This window comes from Chryseobacterium sp. SN22, from assembly GCF_008329705.1.
Lineage (GTDB): Bacteria > Bacteroidota > Bacteroidia > Flavobacteriales > Weeksellaceae > Chryseobacterium.
In genome coordinates this window covers 136,226-154,665 of sequence record NZ_VTSX01000008.1, presented here as the reverse complement: position 1 = coordinate 154,665, position 18,440 = coordinate 136,226, and the positions used below count along the sequence as shown (strand labels likewise).

Annotated in this window: 16 protein-coding genes; 10 read left to right on the top strand and 6 right to left on the bottom strand. The window is 42.0% G+C overall.

Annotated features, from left to right (window positions below; genetic code table 11):
* Positions 1–376: 376 nt before the first annotated feature.
* From FY557_RS07265 to FY557_RS07240, 6 genes are all read left to right on the top strand, one after another.
* On the top strand, positions 377–1,564 hold the full coding sequence (locus tag FY557_RS07265) for a homogentisate 1,2-dioxygenase (RefSeq protein ID WP_149246615.1): 1,188 nt from the start codon (positions 377–379) through the stop codon (positions 1,562–1,564).
* 210 nt (positions 1,565–1,774) lie between these two features.
* Positions 1,775–3,049: an acetyl-CoA hydrolase/transferase family protein gene (locus FY557_RS07260; RefSeq protein WP_149246614.1), complete on the top strand. Its 1,275-nt coding sequence runs from the start codon at positions 1,775–1,777 to the stop codon at positions 3,047–3,049.
* Positions 3,050–3,310: 261 nt separating this feature from the next.
* Positions 3,311–4,441 (top strand): 4-hydroxyphenylpyruvate dioxygenase, encoded by a 1,131-nt coding sequence (hppD, locus tag FY557_RS07255; protein WP_149246613.1) that lies wholly within the window; start codon positions 3,311–3,313, stop codon positions 4,439–4,441.
* Between the two features lie 69 nt (positions 4,442–4,510).
* Positions 4,511–4,984, top strand: a complete 474-nt coding sequence (locus FY557_RS07250; protein ID WP_149246612.1) for a hypothetical protein — start codon at positions 4,511–4,513, stop codon at positions 4,982–4,984.
* Between the two features lie 188 nt (positions 4,985–5,172).
* Positions 5,173–6,420, top strand: coding sequence for a fumarylacetoacetase (fahA, locus tag FY557_RS07245; RefSeq protein WP_149246611.1), 1,248 nt, complete (start codon positions 5,173–5,175; stop codon positions 6,418–6,420).
* A 99-nt stretch (positions 6,421–6,519) separates the two neighbouring features.
* Entirely contained in the window at positions 6,520–7,341 is an 822-nt protein-coding gene (locus FY557_RS07240; RefSeq protein ID WP_149246610.1) for a flavin reductase family protein, read from the top strand.
* Between the two features lie 357 nt (positions 7,342–7,698).
* Here the strand turns inward: FY557_RS07240 and FY557_RS07235 are convergent, their stop codons facing one another.
* From FY557_RS07235 to FY557_RS07225, 3 genes are all read right to left on the bottom strand, one after another.
* Positions 7,699–7,905, bottom strand: coding sequence for a hypothetical protein (locus FY557_RS07235; protein WP_149246609.1), 207 nt, complete (start codon positions 7,903–7,905; stop codon positions 7,699–7,701).
* Between the two features lie 56 nt (positions 7,906–7,961).
* On the bottom strand, positions 7,962–8,171 hold the full coding sequence (locus FY557_RS07230; RefSeq protein ID WP_149246608.1) for a hypothetical protein: 210 nt from the start codon (positions 8,169–8,171) through the stop codon (positions 7,962–7,964).
* 98 nt (positions 8,172–8,269) lie between these two features.
* Positions 8,270–9,109, bottom strand: coding sequence for an alpha/beta hydrolase family protein (locus FY557_RS07225; RefSeq protein ID WP_149246607.1), 840 nt, complete (start codon positions 9,107–9,109; stop codon positions 8,270–8,272).
* 164 nt (positions 9,110–9,273) lie between these two features.
* On the opposite strand from FY557_RS07225, the gene FY557_RS07220 reads away from it, so the two are divergent.
* From FY557_RS07220 to FY557_RS07205, 4 genes are all read left to right on the top strand, one after another.
* Positions 9,274–10,047, top strand: coding sequence for a HipA family kinase (locus FY557_RS07220; RefSeq protein WP_149246606.1), 774 nt, complete (start codon positions 9,274–9,276; stop codon positions 10,045–10,047).
* On the top strand, positions 10,034–10,417 hold the full coding sequence (locus FY557_RS07215; protein ID WP_149246605.1) for a DUF3037 domain-containing protein: 384 nt from the start codon (positions 10,034–10,036) through the stop codon (positions 10,415–10,417). The genes FY557_RS07220 and FY557_RS07215 overlap by 14 nt, the downstream gene beginning before the upstream one ends.
* Positions 10,418–10,517: 100 nt before the next feature.
* The gene (locus tag FY557_RS07210) at positions 10,518–11,537 is read left to right on the top strand and encodes an alpha/beta hydrolase (protein ID WP_149246604.1); all 1,020 of its coding nucleotides are present in this window, start codon (positions 10,518–10,520) and stop codon (positions 11,535–11,537) included.
* A 247-nt stretch (positions 11,538–11,784) separates the two neighbouring features.
* Positions 11,785–13,626, top strand: coding sequence for a carbon starvation protein A (locus FY557_RS07205; RefSeq protein ID WP_185151674.1), 1,842 nt, complete (start codon positions 11,785–11,787; stop codon positions 13,624–13,626).
* Positions 13,627–13,974: 348 nt separating this feature from the next.
* Here FY557_RS07205 and FY557_RS07200 read toward each other — a convergent pair whose 3' ends face one another.
* The 3 genes from FY557_RS07200 to FY557_RS07190 form a co-directional block, all read right to left on the bottom strand.
* Entirely contained in the window at positions 13,975–14,742 is a 768-nt protein-coding gene (locus FY557_RS07200; RefSeq protein ID WP_149246603.1) for a phospholipase D family protein, read from the bottom strand.
* Positions 14,743–14,830: 88 nt separating this feature from the next.
* The gene (locus FY557_RS07195; protein WP_149246602.1) at positions 14,831–15,649 is read right to left on the bottom strand and encodes an alpha/beta hydrolase; all 819 of its coding nucleotides are present in this window, start codon (positions 15,647–15,649) and stop codon (positions 14,831–14,833) included.
* 281 nt (positions 15,650–15,930) lie between these two features.
* Positions 15,931–18,267, bottom strand: a complete 2,337-nt coding sequence (locus tag FY557_RS07190; RefSeq protein WP_149246601.1) for an ATP-dependent helicase — start codon at positions 18,265–18,267, stop codon at positions 15,931–15,933.
* Positions 18,268–18,440 lie beyond the last annotated feature (173 nt).

The window sequence follows — 18,440 nt, the reverse complement described above, 5'->3', positions numbered from 1 at the left end:
GAATCCTTAATCTGCCCCTCTCCGGATCGTGTAGGGTGACGAAAATTCAAATAATTTGACGGGGTGGTTCCTGAAGTGAATTTTGCTTTGCTAATAAAAGATAGAACTTCTCCGGAGTTCTGATATTTTTCTGATACTTTGCCCAAGATATTGCTCCTCAGAAGCAAGTTTATATATGCTTGAATTAATGTAAAATGAATCCTAAAATTTAATTATTCTTCCCACTTCCATCCAGTCTCTACTGAAAAAATGATTTTCATAAACAAAAAATACCCGCTATCCTTCCAATCAACTTTGATGAATCCTGCATTTAAATAATCCTTCTTTCCGTTTCATTAAAAATTATTACATTTGAGAATCCACATATAAAAGTAAAATGAGATATCATCAGTCGGGAAATATCCCACCAAAAAGGCATACGGTTTTTAAATCTCCGGAAGATAAATTCTACTACGAACAGCTGTTCGGGACGGAAGGATTCCATGGGATTTCTTCTTTGCTGTACCACGTCCACCGCCCTACCCAGATCAAATCCATTGGGGAACCGAAAGATGTGTCGCCGAAGATCGCCATTGACAAAAATGTGACCCCGAGAATGTTCAAGGGGATGAATGTAACTCCGGAAGACGATGTGCTGGACAGCCGCAAATTCCTGATGGTGAACAACGACCTGAAAATGGGATTGTCCAAGCCAAGGAAATCCATGGATTATTTTTACAAGAATGCCGAGTGCGACGAACTGCTGTTTGTCCACAACGGAAACGGGACCCTGAAGACATTTGTCGGAGACCTCGAATTTGCTGTCGGCGATTACCTCATCATTCCGAGAGGGACCATTTACCAGATTGAGCTGCAGTCGGAAGATACGGTTTTCTTTATCGTGGAAAGCCACTCTCCGATCTACACACCGAAACGGTACCGGAACGAGTTCGGGCAGCTGCTGGAACATTCGCCGTTCTGCGAAAGGGATATTGTCGCGCCAACTTACAAATCCCCGAAAGATGAAAAAGGGGAATTTATAATTAAGGTAAAAAAAGAAAACCAGATCACCGATTTCATTTATGCTACCCATCCGTTTGACGTCGTAGGCTGGGACGGGTATTTTTATCCTTATAAATTCAACATCAAGAATTTCGAACCGATTACGGGAAGAATCCACCAACCGCCGCCGGTCCACCAGACTTTTGAGGCCCATAATTTTGTGGTATGCTCGTTCTGTGCAAGAATGTACGATTACCATCCGCTGGCGATCCCGGCACCTTACAACCATTCCAATATCGACTCCGATGAAGTGCTGTTCTACACCGAAGGGGATTTCATGAGCCGTAACCATATCGACCTGATGGATTTCACCCTGCATCCGGGAGGAATCGTTCACGGCCCGCACCCGGGAGCGATGGAGCGAAGCATCGGAAAGAAATTTACAGAAGAATATGCAGTGATGGTCGATCCGTTCCGCCCGCTGAAAATTACGGAAGAAGCCTTAAAAGTGGAAGATCCTTCTTACAAAACTTCGTGGCTGGATGAGGAAAATCCTGCCCTGAAGGACCGTCTGCAGGAATAAATATAAGTACCCATAAACCTCAAAGGTTTTTAGAAACCTATGAAGTCTGAGATCGATATAACCAAAGGATTAAGTGCACTGCATTTAATCCTTTTGTATGTAGGATTTTACCAAAACATGACAAAAATCTGTGCCTGTTTATCCCATATCCAAACAATATGAACTATCTTTAAGAAAAGAAAAAATCTGTAATCCAAACCAAATCTAATTATGGATCAATACATCAGTGCAGAAGAGGCCATCTATACCATCAAGAGCGGCAACCGTGTTTTTTTTCACGGAAGTGCCTGTACCCCGAATTACTTAATCGACGAACTCGCAAGACAGGCCCACCGCCTGGATAACGTAGAAATGGTTTCCATTACCCAGCAGGGAAATGTGGAAATTGCCAAACCGGAATATGCCGGAAAGTTTTTTGTCAACTCTTTATTTGTTTCCTCACCGGTGCGGGATGCCGTCAATTCCGAAAGGGGAGATTTTGTACCGGTTTTCCTGAGTGAGATCCCTATCCTGTTCAGAAAGAACATCCTGCCGCTGGATGTTGCCCTGATTACCGTTTCCCCTCCTGACAAGCACGGGTTCTGTACTTTGGGAACTTCGGTAGATGTTGCCCGGGCCGCCGTAGATACGGCAAAGATCATTGTAGCGATTGTCAATCCGCTGATGCCGAGAACGCATGGCGACGGGATGATCCACATTAGCAAAATCAATAAGCTGGTGTGGCATGAAGAAGAACTTCCAACCGTGGATTACGGGTCCAAAGTAGGTCCTGAAGAAATGGAAGTGGGAAAAAACGTAGCGGAACTGATTGACGACAGATCCACCCTGCAAATGGGAATCGGAACCATTCCGGACGCGGTATTGAAATGCCTGCATAACCATAAAGACCTGGGAATCCATACGGAAATGCTGAGTGACGGCGTAATCGATCTGATCCAGAATGATGTGATCAACAACAAATACAAGGGCTATAACGACAATAAAACCATCACCAGTTTCTGCTTCGGCACGAGAAGGCTGTATGATTATGTAGATGACAATACGGTATTTGCCTTCAAGGATGTCAGCGACGTGAATTTCCCGATCAACATCATGCGGAACAAAAAGATGGTGGCCATCAATTCGGCTATTGAAATCGACCTTACGGGGCAGGTCTGTGCCGACTCTATCGGAACCATGCAGTACAGCGGGATCGGCGGACAGATGGATTTCATGAGGGGAGCCGCCCTGAGCGAAGACGGAAAACCGATTATTGCCATTACCTCGAGAACGAAAAGAGGCGTTTCCAGAATTGTCCCCTATCTGAAACAGGGAGCCGGTGTGGTTACCACAAGAGGTCATATCCATTGGGTGGTTACCGAGTACGGAACTGCTTACCTGTATGGGAAAAACCTGAAACAGAGAGCACAGGAGCTGATCAGCATCGCCCATCCGGATGACCGGGAAATGCTGGAAAAAGCGGCTTATGAACGGTTTAAACTTTAAGTAATTGCAGTTTGTAACATCGTAAGTAAAAATATAAACATGAGCGGGCCTTTAGTCCGCTTTGGCATCTAATATTCAACTTTATTTTGAAACAGGCCTGCCTCCTGTATTGTTTTTACAACTGTTAATGTATTAAATACAGATAAATTTCCCAATCATCAAACATATTTACCGCTTACCTAACGTTTGTTTGTATATATTTTCCGTATTAGCGATAAATTCGTAATTTGCAATCCTAAATATAAAAAGTAAAAATAGAATATGTCAACACTTACATTTGCCGAAAAGATTGCTCAGGCAGAGAATTTTTTGCCGATCAACGGCACCGATTATATTGAGTTTTATGTAGGGAATGCCAAGCAGGCTGCGCATTACTATAAGACTGCTTTCGGGTTTCAGTCTGTAGCATATGCAGGTCCTGAAACAGGCGTTAGAGACCGTGCGTCTTATGTTCTTCAGCAGGGAAAAATCAGACTGGTGCTTACCACCGGGCTGAAATCAGATTCTCCAATCAACGAGCACGTAAAAAAACACGGTGACGGCGTAAAAATCCTGGCGCTTTGGGTAGATGATGCATACTCAGCTTTTGAAGAAACCACCAAGAGAGGCGGAAAGCCGTATCTGGAACCGGTTACCTTGACGGATGAGCACGGTGAAGTAAGAATGTCCGGAATCTATACCTATGGTGAAACGGTACATATGTTTGTAGAAAGGAAAAACTACAACGGTGCCTTTATGCCGGGTTACGAAAAGTGGGAAAGCACTTACCAGCCTGAAGAAGCCGGACTTTTATATGTTGACCACTGCGTAGGAAACGTAGACTGGGACAGAATGGTTCCTACCGTTGAATGGTATGAAAAAGTAATGGGATTTGTAAACATCCTTTCTTTTGACGACAAGCAGATCAATACAGAATATTCCGCTTTGATGTCCAAAGTAATGTCTAACGGAAACGGATTTGCAAAATTCCCGATCAACGAGCCTGCCGAGGGTAAAAAGAAATCTCAGGTGGAAGAATACCTTGATTTCTACGAAGGGGAAGGCGTACAGCATATTGCCGTTGCCACAAAAGACATTATCCATACTGTAACAGAACTTAAAAAACGTGGTGTGGAATTCCTTTCTGCTCCGCCGGAAGCGTATTACGACATGGTTCCTGAAAGAGTGGGACATATCGATGAAGATCTTAAAAAACTGCAGGACCTTGGAATCCTGATCGATCATGATGAAGAAGGATACCTGTTGCAGATCTTCACAAAACCGGTAGAAGACCGCCCTACCCTGTTCTTTGAAATTATCGAGAGACACGGGGCACAGAGCTTCGGAGCAGGAAACTTCAAAGCCTTGTTTGAAGCCCTGGAAAGAGAGCAGGAAAAAAGAGGAAATCTCTAATTTTAACAATCATACAGAGTTTTGTCAGGATGTACCGTTCTGGCAAAACTTTTTTATACAGCTACACATATGAGAAAATTATTTATCAGCGTGGTATTTTTTGCAGCCACTGCCGGCATGAAAGCCCAATACAGTTCTATTGACCGTATCATCAAGCGTCTTGAAGAAAGAAAAGGCATCAACCAGAACCTGGAAGATGTAAATATCGACAACAAAAAGTTTGTTTTCGTTAAAGATGAGGCCGACCATACCGAACGGGATTTTATCGTCATTAAAGGAAATAAGGTCACTTATGTGGAAGTTTTTGATGACAAAGCCAACGGGGAAAGCAGTTCCAACGTATTTTCAGGAGATGTCGTAAGAAGCAGAAAAAACATTATTTCGCTGCGGGCTGATATGCTTGAAAACAAAAAAGTTCCGGTGCCCGTGGCTAAAACTTTGCTCCTGACCCGCCAGGACAATATCCTTTATCTGATCGATATCAATACCCGCGACCGATGGATCGACGAGGAATCCTTCTCAAAAGTCAGATCTAAAAAATAGTTATTTCCTTGAGTTACCGTCTTATCAGGAAGTTTTTGAAATCTTCTTTCCGGTATCCTTGAAATACAACGGTCTTAAATATTTCACAAACCGCAACTTCTGTCCTGTACTTACGCCAGAAATTGTGTAATTTGTGTTAGCATCCAATCAAAACACATTATTGTAATCCAAATTAAAATTATAAGCTTATGAAATCATTTGTAGAATATGCAGCAGATTCAGATTTTTCCATACACAACATTCCTTTCGGGGTAGCCGTGTTTAATAAAGAATTTATCGCCTGTTGTACAAGAATCGGGGATCAGGTGATCGACCTGGCCACCCTATATGATCTGGCCTATTTTGAAGAGATCGAAGGTCTTGACGATAACATCTTTGAAGCTTATACTTTAAATGAATTTATCGAACTTGGAAAACCGGTAACCAACGCAGTACGGGAAAAAATCCAGGAACTGCTAAAGGAAGGTTCCATCCTTTCCAAAGATGAAAAAACCATTGAGGAAGCTTTCTATGACCTTGATCAGGTAAAAATGATGATGCCGGTACACATTCCGAACTATACGGATTTTTACAGCAGCATTGAGCACGCCACCAACGTAGGGAAAATGTTCAGGGATCCTGCAAACGCCTTATTGCCAAACTGGAAACATTTGCCGGTAGGTTACCACGGAAGAGCCTCTTCCATTGTGGTTTCAGGGACAGAGATCAACCGTCCGAAAGGCCAGATGAAGCCTGCCGATGCCGATCAGCCGGTGTTTGGCCCATGCAAACAGCTTGATTTCGAGTTGGAAATGGCTTTTATCATTAATAAAAATACCGAGATGGGGGAAAGTATCTCCATTAAAGATGCTGAGGATGCAATCTTCGGAATGGTGATTTTTAACGACTGGTCCGCAAGAGATATCCAGTCCTGGGAATACGTTCCGCTTGGTCCGTTCCTTGCTAAAAATTTCGGTTCATCCGTTTCTCCGTGGGTGGTTACCCTGGAAGCGCTGGAACCGTTCAGAACGGCTTCTCCGAAACAGGATCCTGAAGTACTGGATTACCTGAAATTTGAAGGCGAGAAAAATTACGATATCAATCTTGAGGTTTACATCCAGCCTGAAAACGGTGAGCATAACCTCATTTCCGAAAGCAACTACAAGCATATGTACTGGAACATGACCCAGCAGCTTGCCCACCATACGGTAAACGGCTGTAATGTGGAAGTCGGTGATATGTATGCCAGCGGAACCATTTCCGGGAGCGACCCGAAATCGTTCGGTTCAATGCTTGAACTCACGTGGAGAGGCCAGAACCCAATCCAGCTAAGCAACGGGGAAGAAAGAAAATTCATCAATGACAACGACACCGTAACCATGAAAGCTTGGGCTGAAAAAGACGGGGTAAGAGTAGGCTTCGGTGAAGTTTCCGGTAAAATTATTCCAACCAAATAAATTTATCCACAAAAGTCACAAAAGATCTTATGTTAAAATCTTTTCAACATATTCATCTAAACCTGATGTGACTTATTTGTTAAAAGAATTAATGTAATAATGAAGACACTCATTCCATCCGAGATAACCCCTGTGCAGCTGCAGACGGTAATGCAGACGGCCATATCACCCCGTCCTATTGCGTTGGCTTCGACTGTTGACAAAGATGGGAATAGCAACCTGTCGCCGTTCAGTTTTTTTAATATGTTCAGTACAGTGCCGCCGGTGCTGATCTTCTCACCATCCAGAAGGGTCCGGGACAACACCACCAAACATACTTTGGAAAATGTGCTGGAAGTGCCCGAAGTGGTCATCGGAACCGTAAATTTTCCGATCGTACAGCAGATCTCGCTGGCTTCCACCGAATACGGGGACGGCGTTAATGAATTCATCAAATCCGGTCTGACCATGAGAGAAGCCGATCTGATACAACCTAAACTGATTGAAGAATGTCCGGTGAATTTTGAATGCAAAGTTCTGGAAGTAAAATCTTTGGGTAATCAGGGTGGTGCCGGAAACCTGGTGATTTGTGAGGTACAGAAAATCCATGTCCGGGAAAACTATCTGGATGAAAACGGAAACCCGGACCAGGCAAAGCTGGATATGGTTGCCCGGCTCGGCAGCAACTGGTATTCCCGAAATAATGAAAACAATCTTTTTGAAGTCCCGAAACCATTGGTGACCAAAGGCATCGGTTTCGACCAATTGCCGGAAGAAATCAGGTACAGCCGCATTTTCACCGGAAACGATCTGGGCATGCTGGCCAATGTGGAAGTGCTGCGTGAAGGAGCCTATCATTCTGACGAGAATATTCATCGTGATGCTCAGAAACTATTGCTGGAAAGCAAAATTGATGAGGCCTGGAGGATATTAATCAAATAGTAAAAGTTATAAATAATAAAGGAGTGAAATTTTCACTCCTTTATTATTTACTTTAAAAGCTTAATAGCAACATTGCCAACGTCCGTTAGCATTTTTTACTTCTACCCCCAAATTAGGAGGTGCACATGGAGGTACCACGCAGCCCCCCTGCCCGTCGCTTATGTAATCATTAAAACATCCACTTAGTGAGCAGGTTTTTCCTGATCCCACGATGTGTCTTTGTGCTTCACGGCTCAGCTTCTGAGCATTTTTTAGATTTGAATTTTTCATAGGACGTTAGTATTTTATTTATTAACTGATTGTATTTTAATTTGGGCAAGCCATTTCGTTAATGAAAAGGCCTATTTGTATTTACGGTTAGAAGCAGCACTGTGTCCGTCCGTCAATAACGACTTCACTTCCCGTTAAATCGTTACATGGCGGAGCTTTACAATTTCCCTGCCCGTCGCTTAGATAATACTTTACACAGCCTGACTGGCAAACTAATTCTTTGTCCCCTCCCGAAATATGCTTCTGGGATTCTCTGCTCAGTTTCTGAGCGTTTTTAAGTTTTACGTTTTTCATAGTAATCTGAATTTAGATGTTTTATTTAAATTTTGTTCATTAAAAGCTATTAGAATCTAAAAGAAACAACATTTACGGGTTCCGTTGATGGTTTGCATATAACCATATACCGAAGGACAGGAAAGGATAAAGCACCGGTCATTGCTGTTATTGATAGATTGATCATAACATCCGGTCGGCGCACAGGAAGGAGACGTCGGTCCCATTCCCATAATGTTTTTCCGAGCTTCCCTGTCTAATTTCTGAGCTTGGTGTAGCGATTTCATAATAATCTGGATTTTAGGTTGATAATTTTAATCACCAAGATATGAATTTATTTTCATAAAAGATCTATAGCTAAAAAAAATACCACATTTTTATAAATCTATATTTTTTCTTTTAAAAAATCTATACACTTTTCAACGACATTATTAAGGTCCGCCGGAAGTTCAGCCTGTTCCCAGGGCTCTCTTGATCCAAAAGTGTGATCGGCATTTTCAATTAAATACAATTCGGAATTCGGGTGCAGCAGGTGAAGATGCTCGGCATTTTTTACCGGTACACTTTCGTCATTTGTTCCGTGAATGATTAAAAAATGAGCTTTTGCCATTTCGGTAGCGCGTTCCACATCAAAACGGTGTACATCTTTTTCATAATCTTGATAGAACTGGTAATAATGCGGCATTTCCTGTTTGGTTCTCCCGTTCATTACATAATATACTCCTTCTTCCTTCCAATTTCCTAAAGCTTCATTTTTCGGAAAACGGTCCAAAGTATCAACGCTGGCTAATGTAATCAGGCCATGGATGCGCTCATCTTCGTAGGTTTTAATAATGGAAATCCCTCCCCCTCTGCTGTGGCCTATTAGTACAATTTTATCCTTGTGTACTGCATGATCTGCAGCAAAATAATCGATAACCATACCCAAATCGGAAAGCTCTTTGGAGTAATTGTTATTGCCGAAAGCTTCGAGATCACCGAAATTCAGCGGATCTCCGACCGTAGTCCCGTTATGCGAAAAATTAAATTTAACAAAGAAAAAACCGGCCTCTGCAAACTTTTCCGCCATCAGGTTCCAGGCGCCCCAGTCTTTATAGCCTTTGTAGCCATGAACAAATATGACCAGCGGCAGCCTGCTTCCATTTTCAGGATAAAAGGCGTCGGCAAGAAAATCCCTTGTCTCCGGATTTGAAATAACGATATTCTGCTTTTTTACAATTCCCATATTTTACTTTTATTTAATTTATTATTCACGTCTGCTTTCTCTGGATTAAATTCCATTTAACCTAAATAAAAAACAGTACTTATTCATTAGGCTTTCAACCCCAATTCTCTTTTAAAAATATTAAAAATAGAGTAAAACACAAAGGAAAACCTTATTTTTGCTTCATGTTGGACTTAAGAACGGTAACGGTCATGCGTTATATCCTGCCGCTTCGTGAGGGAGGTTCACTCCCCGCTTTGGCAGAAGCTGATGATGATTTTAAATATGTACTCAAATTCCGCGGCGCAGGACATGGCGTAAAGATGCTGATCTCCGAACTGCTTGGCGGAAAAATCACGGAAGCCCTCGGGCTGAAAATTCCGGAACTTGTTTTTGTAAATCTCGACGTGGATTTCGGAAGAACGGAAGCGGATGAGGAAATCCAGGATCTCCTGAAAAATTCCGAAGGGCTGAATCTGGGACTGCATTATCTTTCGGAATCGATCACCTACGATCCCAGCATTTCCGTAGATCCGCTGCTGGCATCAAAAATTGTCTGGCTGGACGCCTTCATCACCAATATCGACCGTACCTTTAAAAATACCAATATGCTGATGTGGCATAAGGAATTGTGGATCATCGATAACGGGGCTTCTTTTTATTTCCATCATTCGTGGCAGAATTTTGATACGGCCGCTAAAACGCCTTTTAAATATGTGAAAGACCACGTTCTGCTTCCTCAGGCTACCCGGCTCGATGAAGCCGATAAGCTGGCCAAAGAAGTTTTAAATACTCATATTTTCAGGGAAATCGTAGACCTGATTCCACAGGACTGGCTGCATTGGGAAGATGCTGAAGAAAGCCCGGACGAAATCCGTGACGTCTATTTCAACTTCCTGAAAACAAGACTGGAACATTCTGAAATCTTTTTAAACGAAGCCAAAAATGCAAGAGGATAAAATTTACGAATACGCCGTGATCCGTTTGGTTCCGAAAGTGGAAAGAGAAGAATTCTTCAACATCGGACTGGTGATGTTTTCGAAAAAAGAGAAGTTCATCAGAGTAGACTTTTACCTCTGTCCTGATAAATTCCGGCTGATGAGAAGCAAACTGGACTATGAAGACGTACACCGGAATCTGGAAAGCTTCAAAAAAATTGCTGAAGGGAAAAAAGACGGCGGTCCGATTGCCCTGCTTGACATCCCGGACCGGTTCCGGTGGCTGACAGCTGTAAGAAGTGCCTCAGTACAGACATCAAGACCCCATCCCGGAAAGTCTAAGGATCTCGAAAAAACTTTTGATAAACTTTTTCAGGAACTGGTTTTATAAAGAATGACCACCCTTTATCGGGACTGAGAAAATAATAATTGGTAAGACTTTTGATAGCCTTTTCTGCAGAGAAAAATCAGATCTTCTCCGTATTGAATTTATGAAAAAATTTCACCAAAGTATACTGTACAGGTTTTTTTTAAACCTGTTTTTTATTTTCCTTTTAACCTCCTTTACCTCAGGATTCTCTCAGGATTTTCCGGAAAATAAAGTTCCTCCCAGTACAATTCTTCCTGAAAAAACGGCACTTATCGAAAATATCATGTATAAAACCAACACTCTGGGAAAACGGGTTGCTCTTGACCTGTACCGGCCTAAGCATCAGGTAACAGGAAAACTTCCGGTAGTGATCTATGTTCACGGCGGTGCGTGGGCCAAAGGTGACAAAGTGGTGAGAGCCGGTAATTATATTGAAAGTTTTATTTTAAAATTGGTAGAAAAAAACTATGCGGTAATCAGTATCGATTATACTTTGGTTAGCGAAACGGTACACTTCCCGTTACCCATTGAAGATACGAAAGATGCGGTAAGATGGGTACGGAAAAATGCACAGCAGTTTAACTTCGACCCTGATAACATCGGTTTTTTCGGAGCGTCTTCAGGTGCCCATCTTTCCTTGCTGGCGGCCTATACCCCTGAGAACGAATATGTTGGAAGCCCGGAACTTTCATCTTATTCCTCAAAGGTAAATTATGTGGTAGACAATTTCGGGCCTACGGATCTGAATAAGCTTTTACATACAAGACTGGGTAAAGTTCCCGTTGCTATTGTGGGTTTGTTTTTCAAACCGATTGTCGAAATCAGGGAAAAACTGGTGTACGGAATCTCAGGTTATAACATCAACAAAGAAAAAAGAGATGCCATCGACTATCTGGAAACCGTCTCACCGATCAATAATACTGAAAACGGAATTCCTACTTTTATCCTTCATGGCAATAAAGATAAAGTAGCCCCTTTGAAACATTCTAAAAAACTGGTCAGAAAGCTGAAAAAACAAAATATTGAAGCAAATCTGGTCATTGTGGAAAATGGTGTGCACGGCTTTGGAAAAACAGATAAAGCTTACATGGACCAGCTAAATGAAAAAATGCTGAATTTTATAGAAGCTCATAAAAAATGATTCCAATCCTGTTAATAAAGCAAATTTAATACAGATAAATCATAACAGAGATACTAATTGACATATATAATAATTAGTATTTCCCTAAAATACAATAAAATATACCTGACCAATGGATTAATTTGCTAAATTACTATATATATCGTGGTATTATATCTCTAAAATAATTAACTTGGCCATTGTTTAAATTATTCAAATTAAAACAAATCGAAAATTAAATTATTTATTGATAAAAAACCGGAATGATATGGATTCACTAAATAACATCAATGCCTTAACCATCGTCTTTGTTTCTGTACTGATTTTTGCCATCGCCTACCGTTTCTACGGTATTTTTATGGCTAACAAAGTGCTAAAGCTCAATGATCACAATACCACACCGGCCGTAGAATTTGCTGATGGAAAGGATTATGTGGCAACCAATAAAAATGTGCTTTTCGGGCACCACTTTGCCGCCATTGCCGCAGCTGGGCCTTTGGTAGGGCCTGTTTTGGCTGCACAATTCGGGTATCTTCCCGGTGCCTTGTGGATTCTCATCGGCTGTGTGCTGGGCGGCGGGGTTCATGATATGGTGGTTCTATTTGCTTCAGTGCGCCATAAAGGGCAAAGTCTGGCAACCATTGCTTCTAAGGAAATCGGCAAGACAACGGGAACGGTAGCCGGTTTTGCTATTTTATTTATTCTTATCCTTACGCTGGCCGGATTGTCATTAGCATGCATCAATGCCATGCATGAAGCTTCCTGGTCACTGTTTACGGTCATTATTACCATGCCGATTGCCATTATCATGGGACTGATTATGCGATACCGAAAAAACTCGGTGACTTTCGCCAGTATTTTAGGCGGGATTCTGCTGATCGGCGGAATTATCGGCGGACATAACCTGATGCAGAATGAGACCATGAATAATCTTTTCTCATGGGATATTACAACCATCTCCATTGCCATTCCGTTATACGGATTTTTGGCTTCAGTACTGCCGGTCTGGCTGCTTCTTGTTCCAAGAGATTATCTTTCAACCTATCTGAAAATCGGGACCATCATCATGCTGGCTATCGGCGTGATCGTGATCCACCCTACAGTGCAGATGCCGGCTCTTACGCAGTTCGTTAACGGCGGAGGACCGGTGATTGGCGGACCGGTGCTGCCATTTATTTTTATTGTGATTGCCTGCGGAGCGATTTCAGGATTCCATGCTGTAATTGCTACCGGAACCACTCCTAAAATGCTGAATAAAGAAAGGGAGATCCTTTTTGTAGGCTACGGCGCGATGCTGGTAGAAGGATTTGTAGCTTTGATGGCACTCATTGCAGCATGTACTTTAATGCCCGGAGATTATTTTGCCATCAATACCCCAAAAGAATCTTACGACGCTTTTCTGGCCGCTCACCCTGCCCTGCACGGTGTTGATATTGATTATTTTTCACAAAAGATCGGGATTGACCTTCATGGAAGAACAGGAGGTGCGGTATCGCTGGCTGTCGGCATGGCGCATATCTTCAACAAGATCCCTTATATGGACCAGCTGATGGCTTACTGGTATAATTTTGCCATCATGTTTGAGGCCGTGTTTATCCTTACGGCTATCGATGCAGGAACAAGAGTCGGCCGTTTCTTTTTACAGGAAATGCTGGGTTCCGTTATTCCTAAATTCAACGACAAAAACTGGACCCCCGGTATTATCATCAGCAGTCTGGTCTTTACTTTTGCCTGGGGATATCTGGTTTTTACGGGAAATGTAAGCAGCATCTGGCCACTGTTCGGAATCAGCAACCAGCTTCTGGCTGCTTGCGGTCTGATTGTCTGTACAACCATGCTAATCCGTCTGAACCGCGGGAAATATGCCTTATGCTCAGCCATTCCCGGCGTTTTTATGGCGATAATTACGTTTTGGGCGGGATATATCCAGGTAACATCGATTTATATTCCCAAAGGACAGTATCTTCTGGCATCTTTGGCGGTAATTGCAATGCTTCTGATGCTGGTCGTCTTCATCGGAGCGTTCCGGAAATGGTACCAGTTGCTGAAAATAAATAAAGCGGAAACCGATTTTTACGGGGAACAGGTAAAGGAGCTGGTGGAGCGGTAAAAGTAAAGAGTGAATGGTGAATTCGATACTGTATAGGGCTGAAATTCACCATTCGTCTATCAGGCAAAGGTGGTTATTATTTCAACAGTCAATGGCCAATGGTGAATCCGCTGCGCTTGTCAATTTAATTCACATTAAAATAAAGGGCAACCGCTTAAACCCTTAACCGCAATTCCACTCCTTTGGAGGGGTGGCGAAAATTCCAAAGGAATTTTTGACGGGGTGGTTTTTTGCAGCATAATGCTAAAAGTCAATGATGAATGTTCAATTCGCTGCGTTGGCCAGTTTTTTGCATCCCTAAAATTCACCATTCACTTGCGGAGCAAAATTCATCATTAACCATTTACCCTAATTACCAGGTTCTTCATACAGCTGGCTCCCCCAGAACTGAATGTCCCTTTCAGGCAGCTTGGAGTGATAAAAGACTTCTTTTACCTCTTCTATAATTTTGGCCACGGCCTCCGGATCGGTCGTTCTGATCCTGGTTTCATGGTTATCCCGCATTCCGCTTTTGGTAAAGTTAAGCGAACCGATATAGGCAATCTCATCATCGATGATGTAAATTTTGCTATGGACAAAAGTTTTGTGGGTAGAATTTCCACTATTAGGAGAAACAAAAACCTTAAACGGGAAAAGCTGTTTGTAGGTGTAATGATAAACCTTTGTTTTTTTTATCTTTTTTACTACAGCATCTCTTACAAAAAACATCAAAACCACAGCGATAAATCCGTATGCCAGTTTAAAATTGTTTAAAAGGTACATCAAAGGCAATAAAACCACACCCAAACCGATCATGGCAAAGAGAAGGGTTCCAGATAAGCTAAGAAGATTATCCCTTGTCTGTTTTGCATGTTCATCAACGTGTTTATTCTGAATAATAAGTTTATGAATATTTTTATCGTATCCGTAAAAATCCTCGATTTCATCGCTCGTGATCAGTCTGATCTTGATTCCTCTTGCATGGAGGTCAATGAGTTCTTTAATGAGGACAGGCGAAAGATAGGGTGAAACAATCTTTACATTTTTACGGGCGCTTCTGATGTCCTGCATTACTTTGACCCCTGCACTTTTTCCTATATAAATATCGCAAACCGCATTGTTGTAAAAAATTCCCATACCGAATATATTTTAATTCATATTTAAAAGAATAAAAAGCTTTGCAAAATAAATTCTGCAAAGCCCGTGTTTAATTTCTTAGGGAAGTTTATTTTTTCAGCTTCTCCACTCTTTTCATCTCATCGATTAGCAGCGGAAATGCAGGCTGCGCCATTCCACCGTGATCAAAGCCCTGTAGCTCGTATAAGGTTGTTTCTTTATTGCCCTTCAACTTCATCATCCTTACCATATAGGCGTTTTCCTCGTATCTTCCCAGGAGTTCTTTTTCGCGGTCTCCTGTAATCAGCAGCAACGGCGGCGCATCGGCGCGGATAAAATGAAGCGGTGCATATTCATCGATCCTGGCATCAAGTTCACCAATCCCTTTTTCTTTCCTGATGGTAAAGTGGGAAATCATCTGTCCGCTGAATGGGATAATTCCAGCCAGTTGATTGGCATCAATTCCGTATTTTTCCAGATACATTTTGTTTAAGCCTACCATAATCGCAAGATATCCGCCAGCCGAATGCCCCGAAATAAAAACGAGATTTTCTTTTCCGCCGTAATTTTTAATATTTTTAAAAACCCATGCAGTGGCTGCTGCTGCATCTTCAATGTATTCCGGAGCGTTTACTTTGGGTGAAAGCCTGTAATTTACTCCGATCACGGCGACTCCTTTATTTTTTAATCCCTCCGGAATTTCTTTCTGTCCGCCCGTCAGTCCTCCTCCGTGAAACCAGATAACGGTAGGAAAATTCTTTACATTTTTCGGAATATACACATCCAGCACACACCTTTCGTTGATGTACGCGTTGGATCTGTTTGTTTTATCATCGTAATAATGAATGTTCTTAACGATATTGTCTTCCTGAGAAAAAAGAGGTGCCGAACATAAAATAAAGACTAAAAATAAGAGAATCCTTTTCATTGTAAAACTTTTATGGCCTAAAGATACGAATCGATATTGTCTCATTCTGATGATTGTTTATGAAATTTCCCGCAGATTTCCACAAATGATTGCAGATATTATTTATATAAAATGGATTGATTTGAGTAGGGTAGATTTATTCCCACAAATATTTAAGGGTACTTTCCCTGATGCAGCGCTTAAAAACAGCAATGGGTTGTGTGAGTGTAATTATATACGATCACAAGGACTTAAAAACAATAAATCATTGGCTGTTAAATCCTCGCGATCTTTGTGGAGATTTAAATCTTCGTCAGTTTGGCATATTTTAAGATCAGGTTTTTCTCGCCTTCATGCTGGAAGACCACTTTGGCTTTAATATTCTGCGGATCGGTTCCGTCCAGGAAAGTAACTTCCCCGACTCCGAAACGGTCGTGTCTTACCTTATCGCCCACTTCAATATCCTGTGAAGAAGCACCGCTCGGGTTAACGATTCTTGCGGTACTTACCGGCTTCAGCTTTTTCGGTTCCGCGATCGGTTTATTAGCTTCATTTCTTTCGATGCTTTTCTTTTCCACTTTCTTGAAGCTTCTCATTTCCGAAGGATGCTCATCAAAAATATTGGATCGGATCCCGGAATTATTGATAAACCTTTTCTCAATCGCCGGATTTACAAATTCGATGTACTCGTCATCGATTTCACTTAAAAATCGTGAAGGCTCCGCATCGGTAATTTTTCCCCATTGGAAACGGGATACCGCATAAGAGAAAAAGGCCTGCTTTTCGGCTCTTGTTAAAGCTACATAAAACAAACGTCTTTCTTCCTCCAGATCTTCCCTCGTGGCCGAACTCATAAAGCTCGGGAAAAGGTTTTCTTCCAGGCCTACCAGATGCACAACCGGAAATTCAAGCCCTTTTGAAAGGTGGATGGTCATCAGAGAAACCATATCCTCATCATTATTCTTTTTATCCTGCGTATCGGCAGATAAGGCAATATTTTCCAGAAAGTTCGGTAAGCTCGGATCACCGTCTTCCAGTTGCATCTGCTCTTCGATGAATCCCTGCATTGAGTTCATCAATTCCTGAACGTTTTCCACTCTCGAAATACCTTCCGGCGTCTGGTCATCTTTCAGGAATTTGATCAGACCGCTCCGTTTGGCTACTTCCATCGCAACATTATAGGCCGTTTCGGCTTTCAGCAGTACCTGAAACGCTTTGATCATAGACCAGAAATCGTTCAGCTTGTTTAAAACACCGTTATTTAAGCCTAATTGCGGCGCGTACATCGGAAGATTGGCCAAAACTTTTGAAACGGAAACATTCTGGGCGTCTGCAAAAACCACCAGCTTATTCTGCGTCGTCTCACCGATTCCCCTTACCGGATAATTGATGATTCTCATCAACGCCTCAGAATCATTTTCATTCACCAGAAGCCTTAGGTAAGCGATCAGATCTTTTACTTCCTTTCTTTGATAAAAGGACAAGCCTCCATATACTTTATACGGGATATTTTTACGTCTCAGCGCATCTTCAAAAGCACGCGTCTGGGAATTTGTTCTGTATAAAATTGCAAAATCGCTGTATTTCCGCTGATCACGGTTGCGGGATTCCCAGATGTTCCCGGCTACGAAATTGGCTTCATCGGCATCCGAAAGTGAACGGTATACTTTAATTTTTTCCCCTTCTTCATTTTCACTGAACACATTTTTCTTGAACTGCTGAAGGTTTTTGGCGATCACGACATTTGCCGCGTTCACGATGTTCTGTGTGGAACGGTAATTCTGTTCCAAAGCTACCGTAATAGCATCGGGATAGTCTTTTTTAAAGTTTAAAATGTTGTAAATATTGGCTCCACGGAAAGAGTAAATGGACTGGGCATCATCTCCCACTACGCAGATGTTTTCAAATTTTGAAGCCAGCGCTTTTACAATGAGATACTGGGAATGGTTGGTATCCTGGTACTCGTCCACCAGAATATATCTGAACCGGTCCTGATATTTTGCCAGAACCTCCGGGAAACGGGTAAGCAATTCATTGGTTTTAAGCAACAAATCATCAAAATCCATCGATCCGTTTTTATAGCACTGCTCCACATACCGCTGATAAATCTGCCCGATGAATTTCATATTGGCTTTTTCGTCTGCTTCAAGCAATTCCGGATTGTTAAAATAGGCTTTTACAGTGATCAGGTTATTTTTGTAGGTGGAAATTCTTGCCTGAACTTTTTTGGGTTTATATAAATCTGCATCGATGTTCATGTCTTTCAGGACTTTCTTGATGACATTGAGCGCATCCTGCTGATCGTAAATCGTAAAGTTGGAAGGATAGCCCAGGTAATGCGCTTCACTCCTGAGAATCCTTGCAAAAACGGAGTGGAAAGTTCCCATCCATAAGCTCCTTGCATTGCTCTGCCCCACCACTTTGGCAATACGTTCTTTCATTTCCTTTGCCGCTTTGTTGGTAAAAGTCAGCGCCAGAATATTGAACGGGTCTATGCCATTGGTAATCAGATGGGCTATACGCATGGTAAGAACACGCGTTTTTCCGGAACCTGCGCCTGCCAGTACCATTAATGGCCCTTCAAGTGAAGTAACGGCATCAAATTGTGATTCATTCAGTCCTTTCAAATAATCCTCCATACAGCAAAAAAAATTAGGAATACAAAATTAGTGTATTATAAGGAGAATTCAAATTCTGATCCATAAACATCTATGCATTAGCCGGATCACGGCTTAATAATAAATTCTTATTTTACGGGTACAATAAAGCTTCAAAGTCTGAAAACCCTGAAGCTTTATCTATACAAATGAAG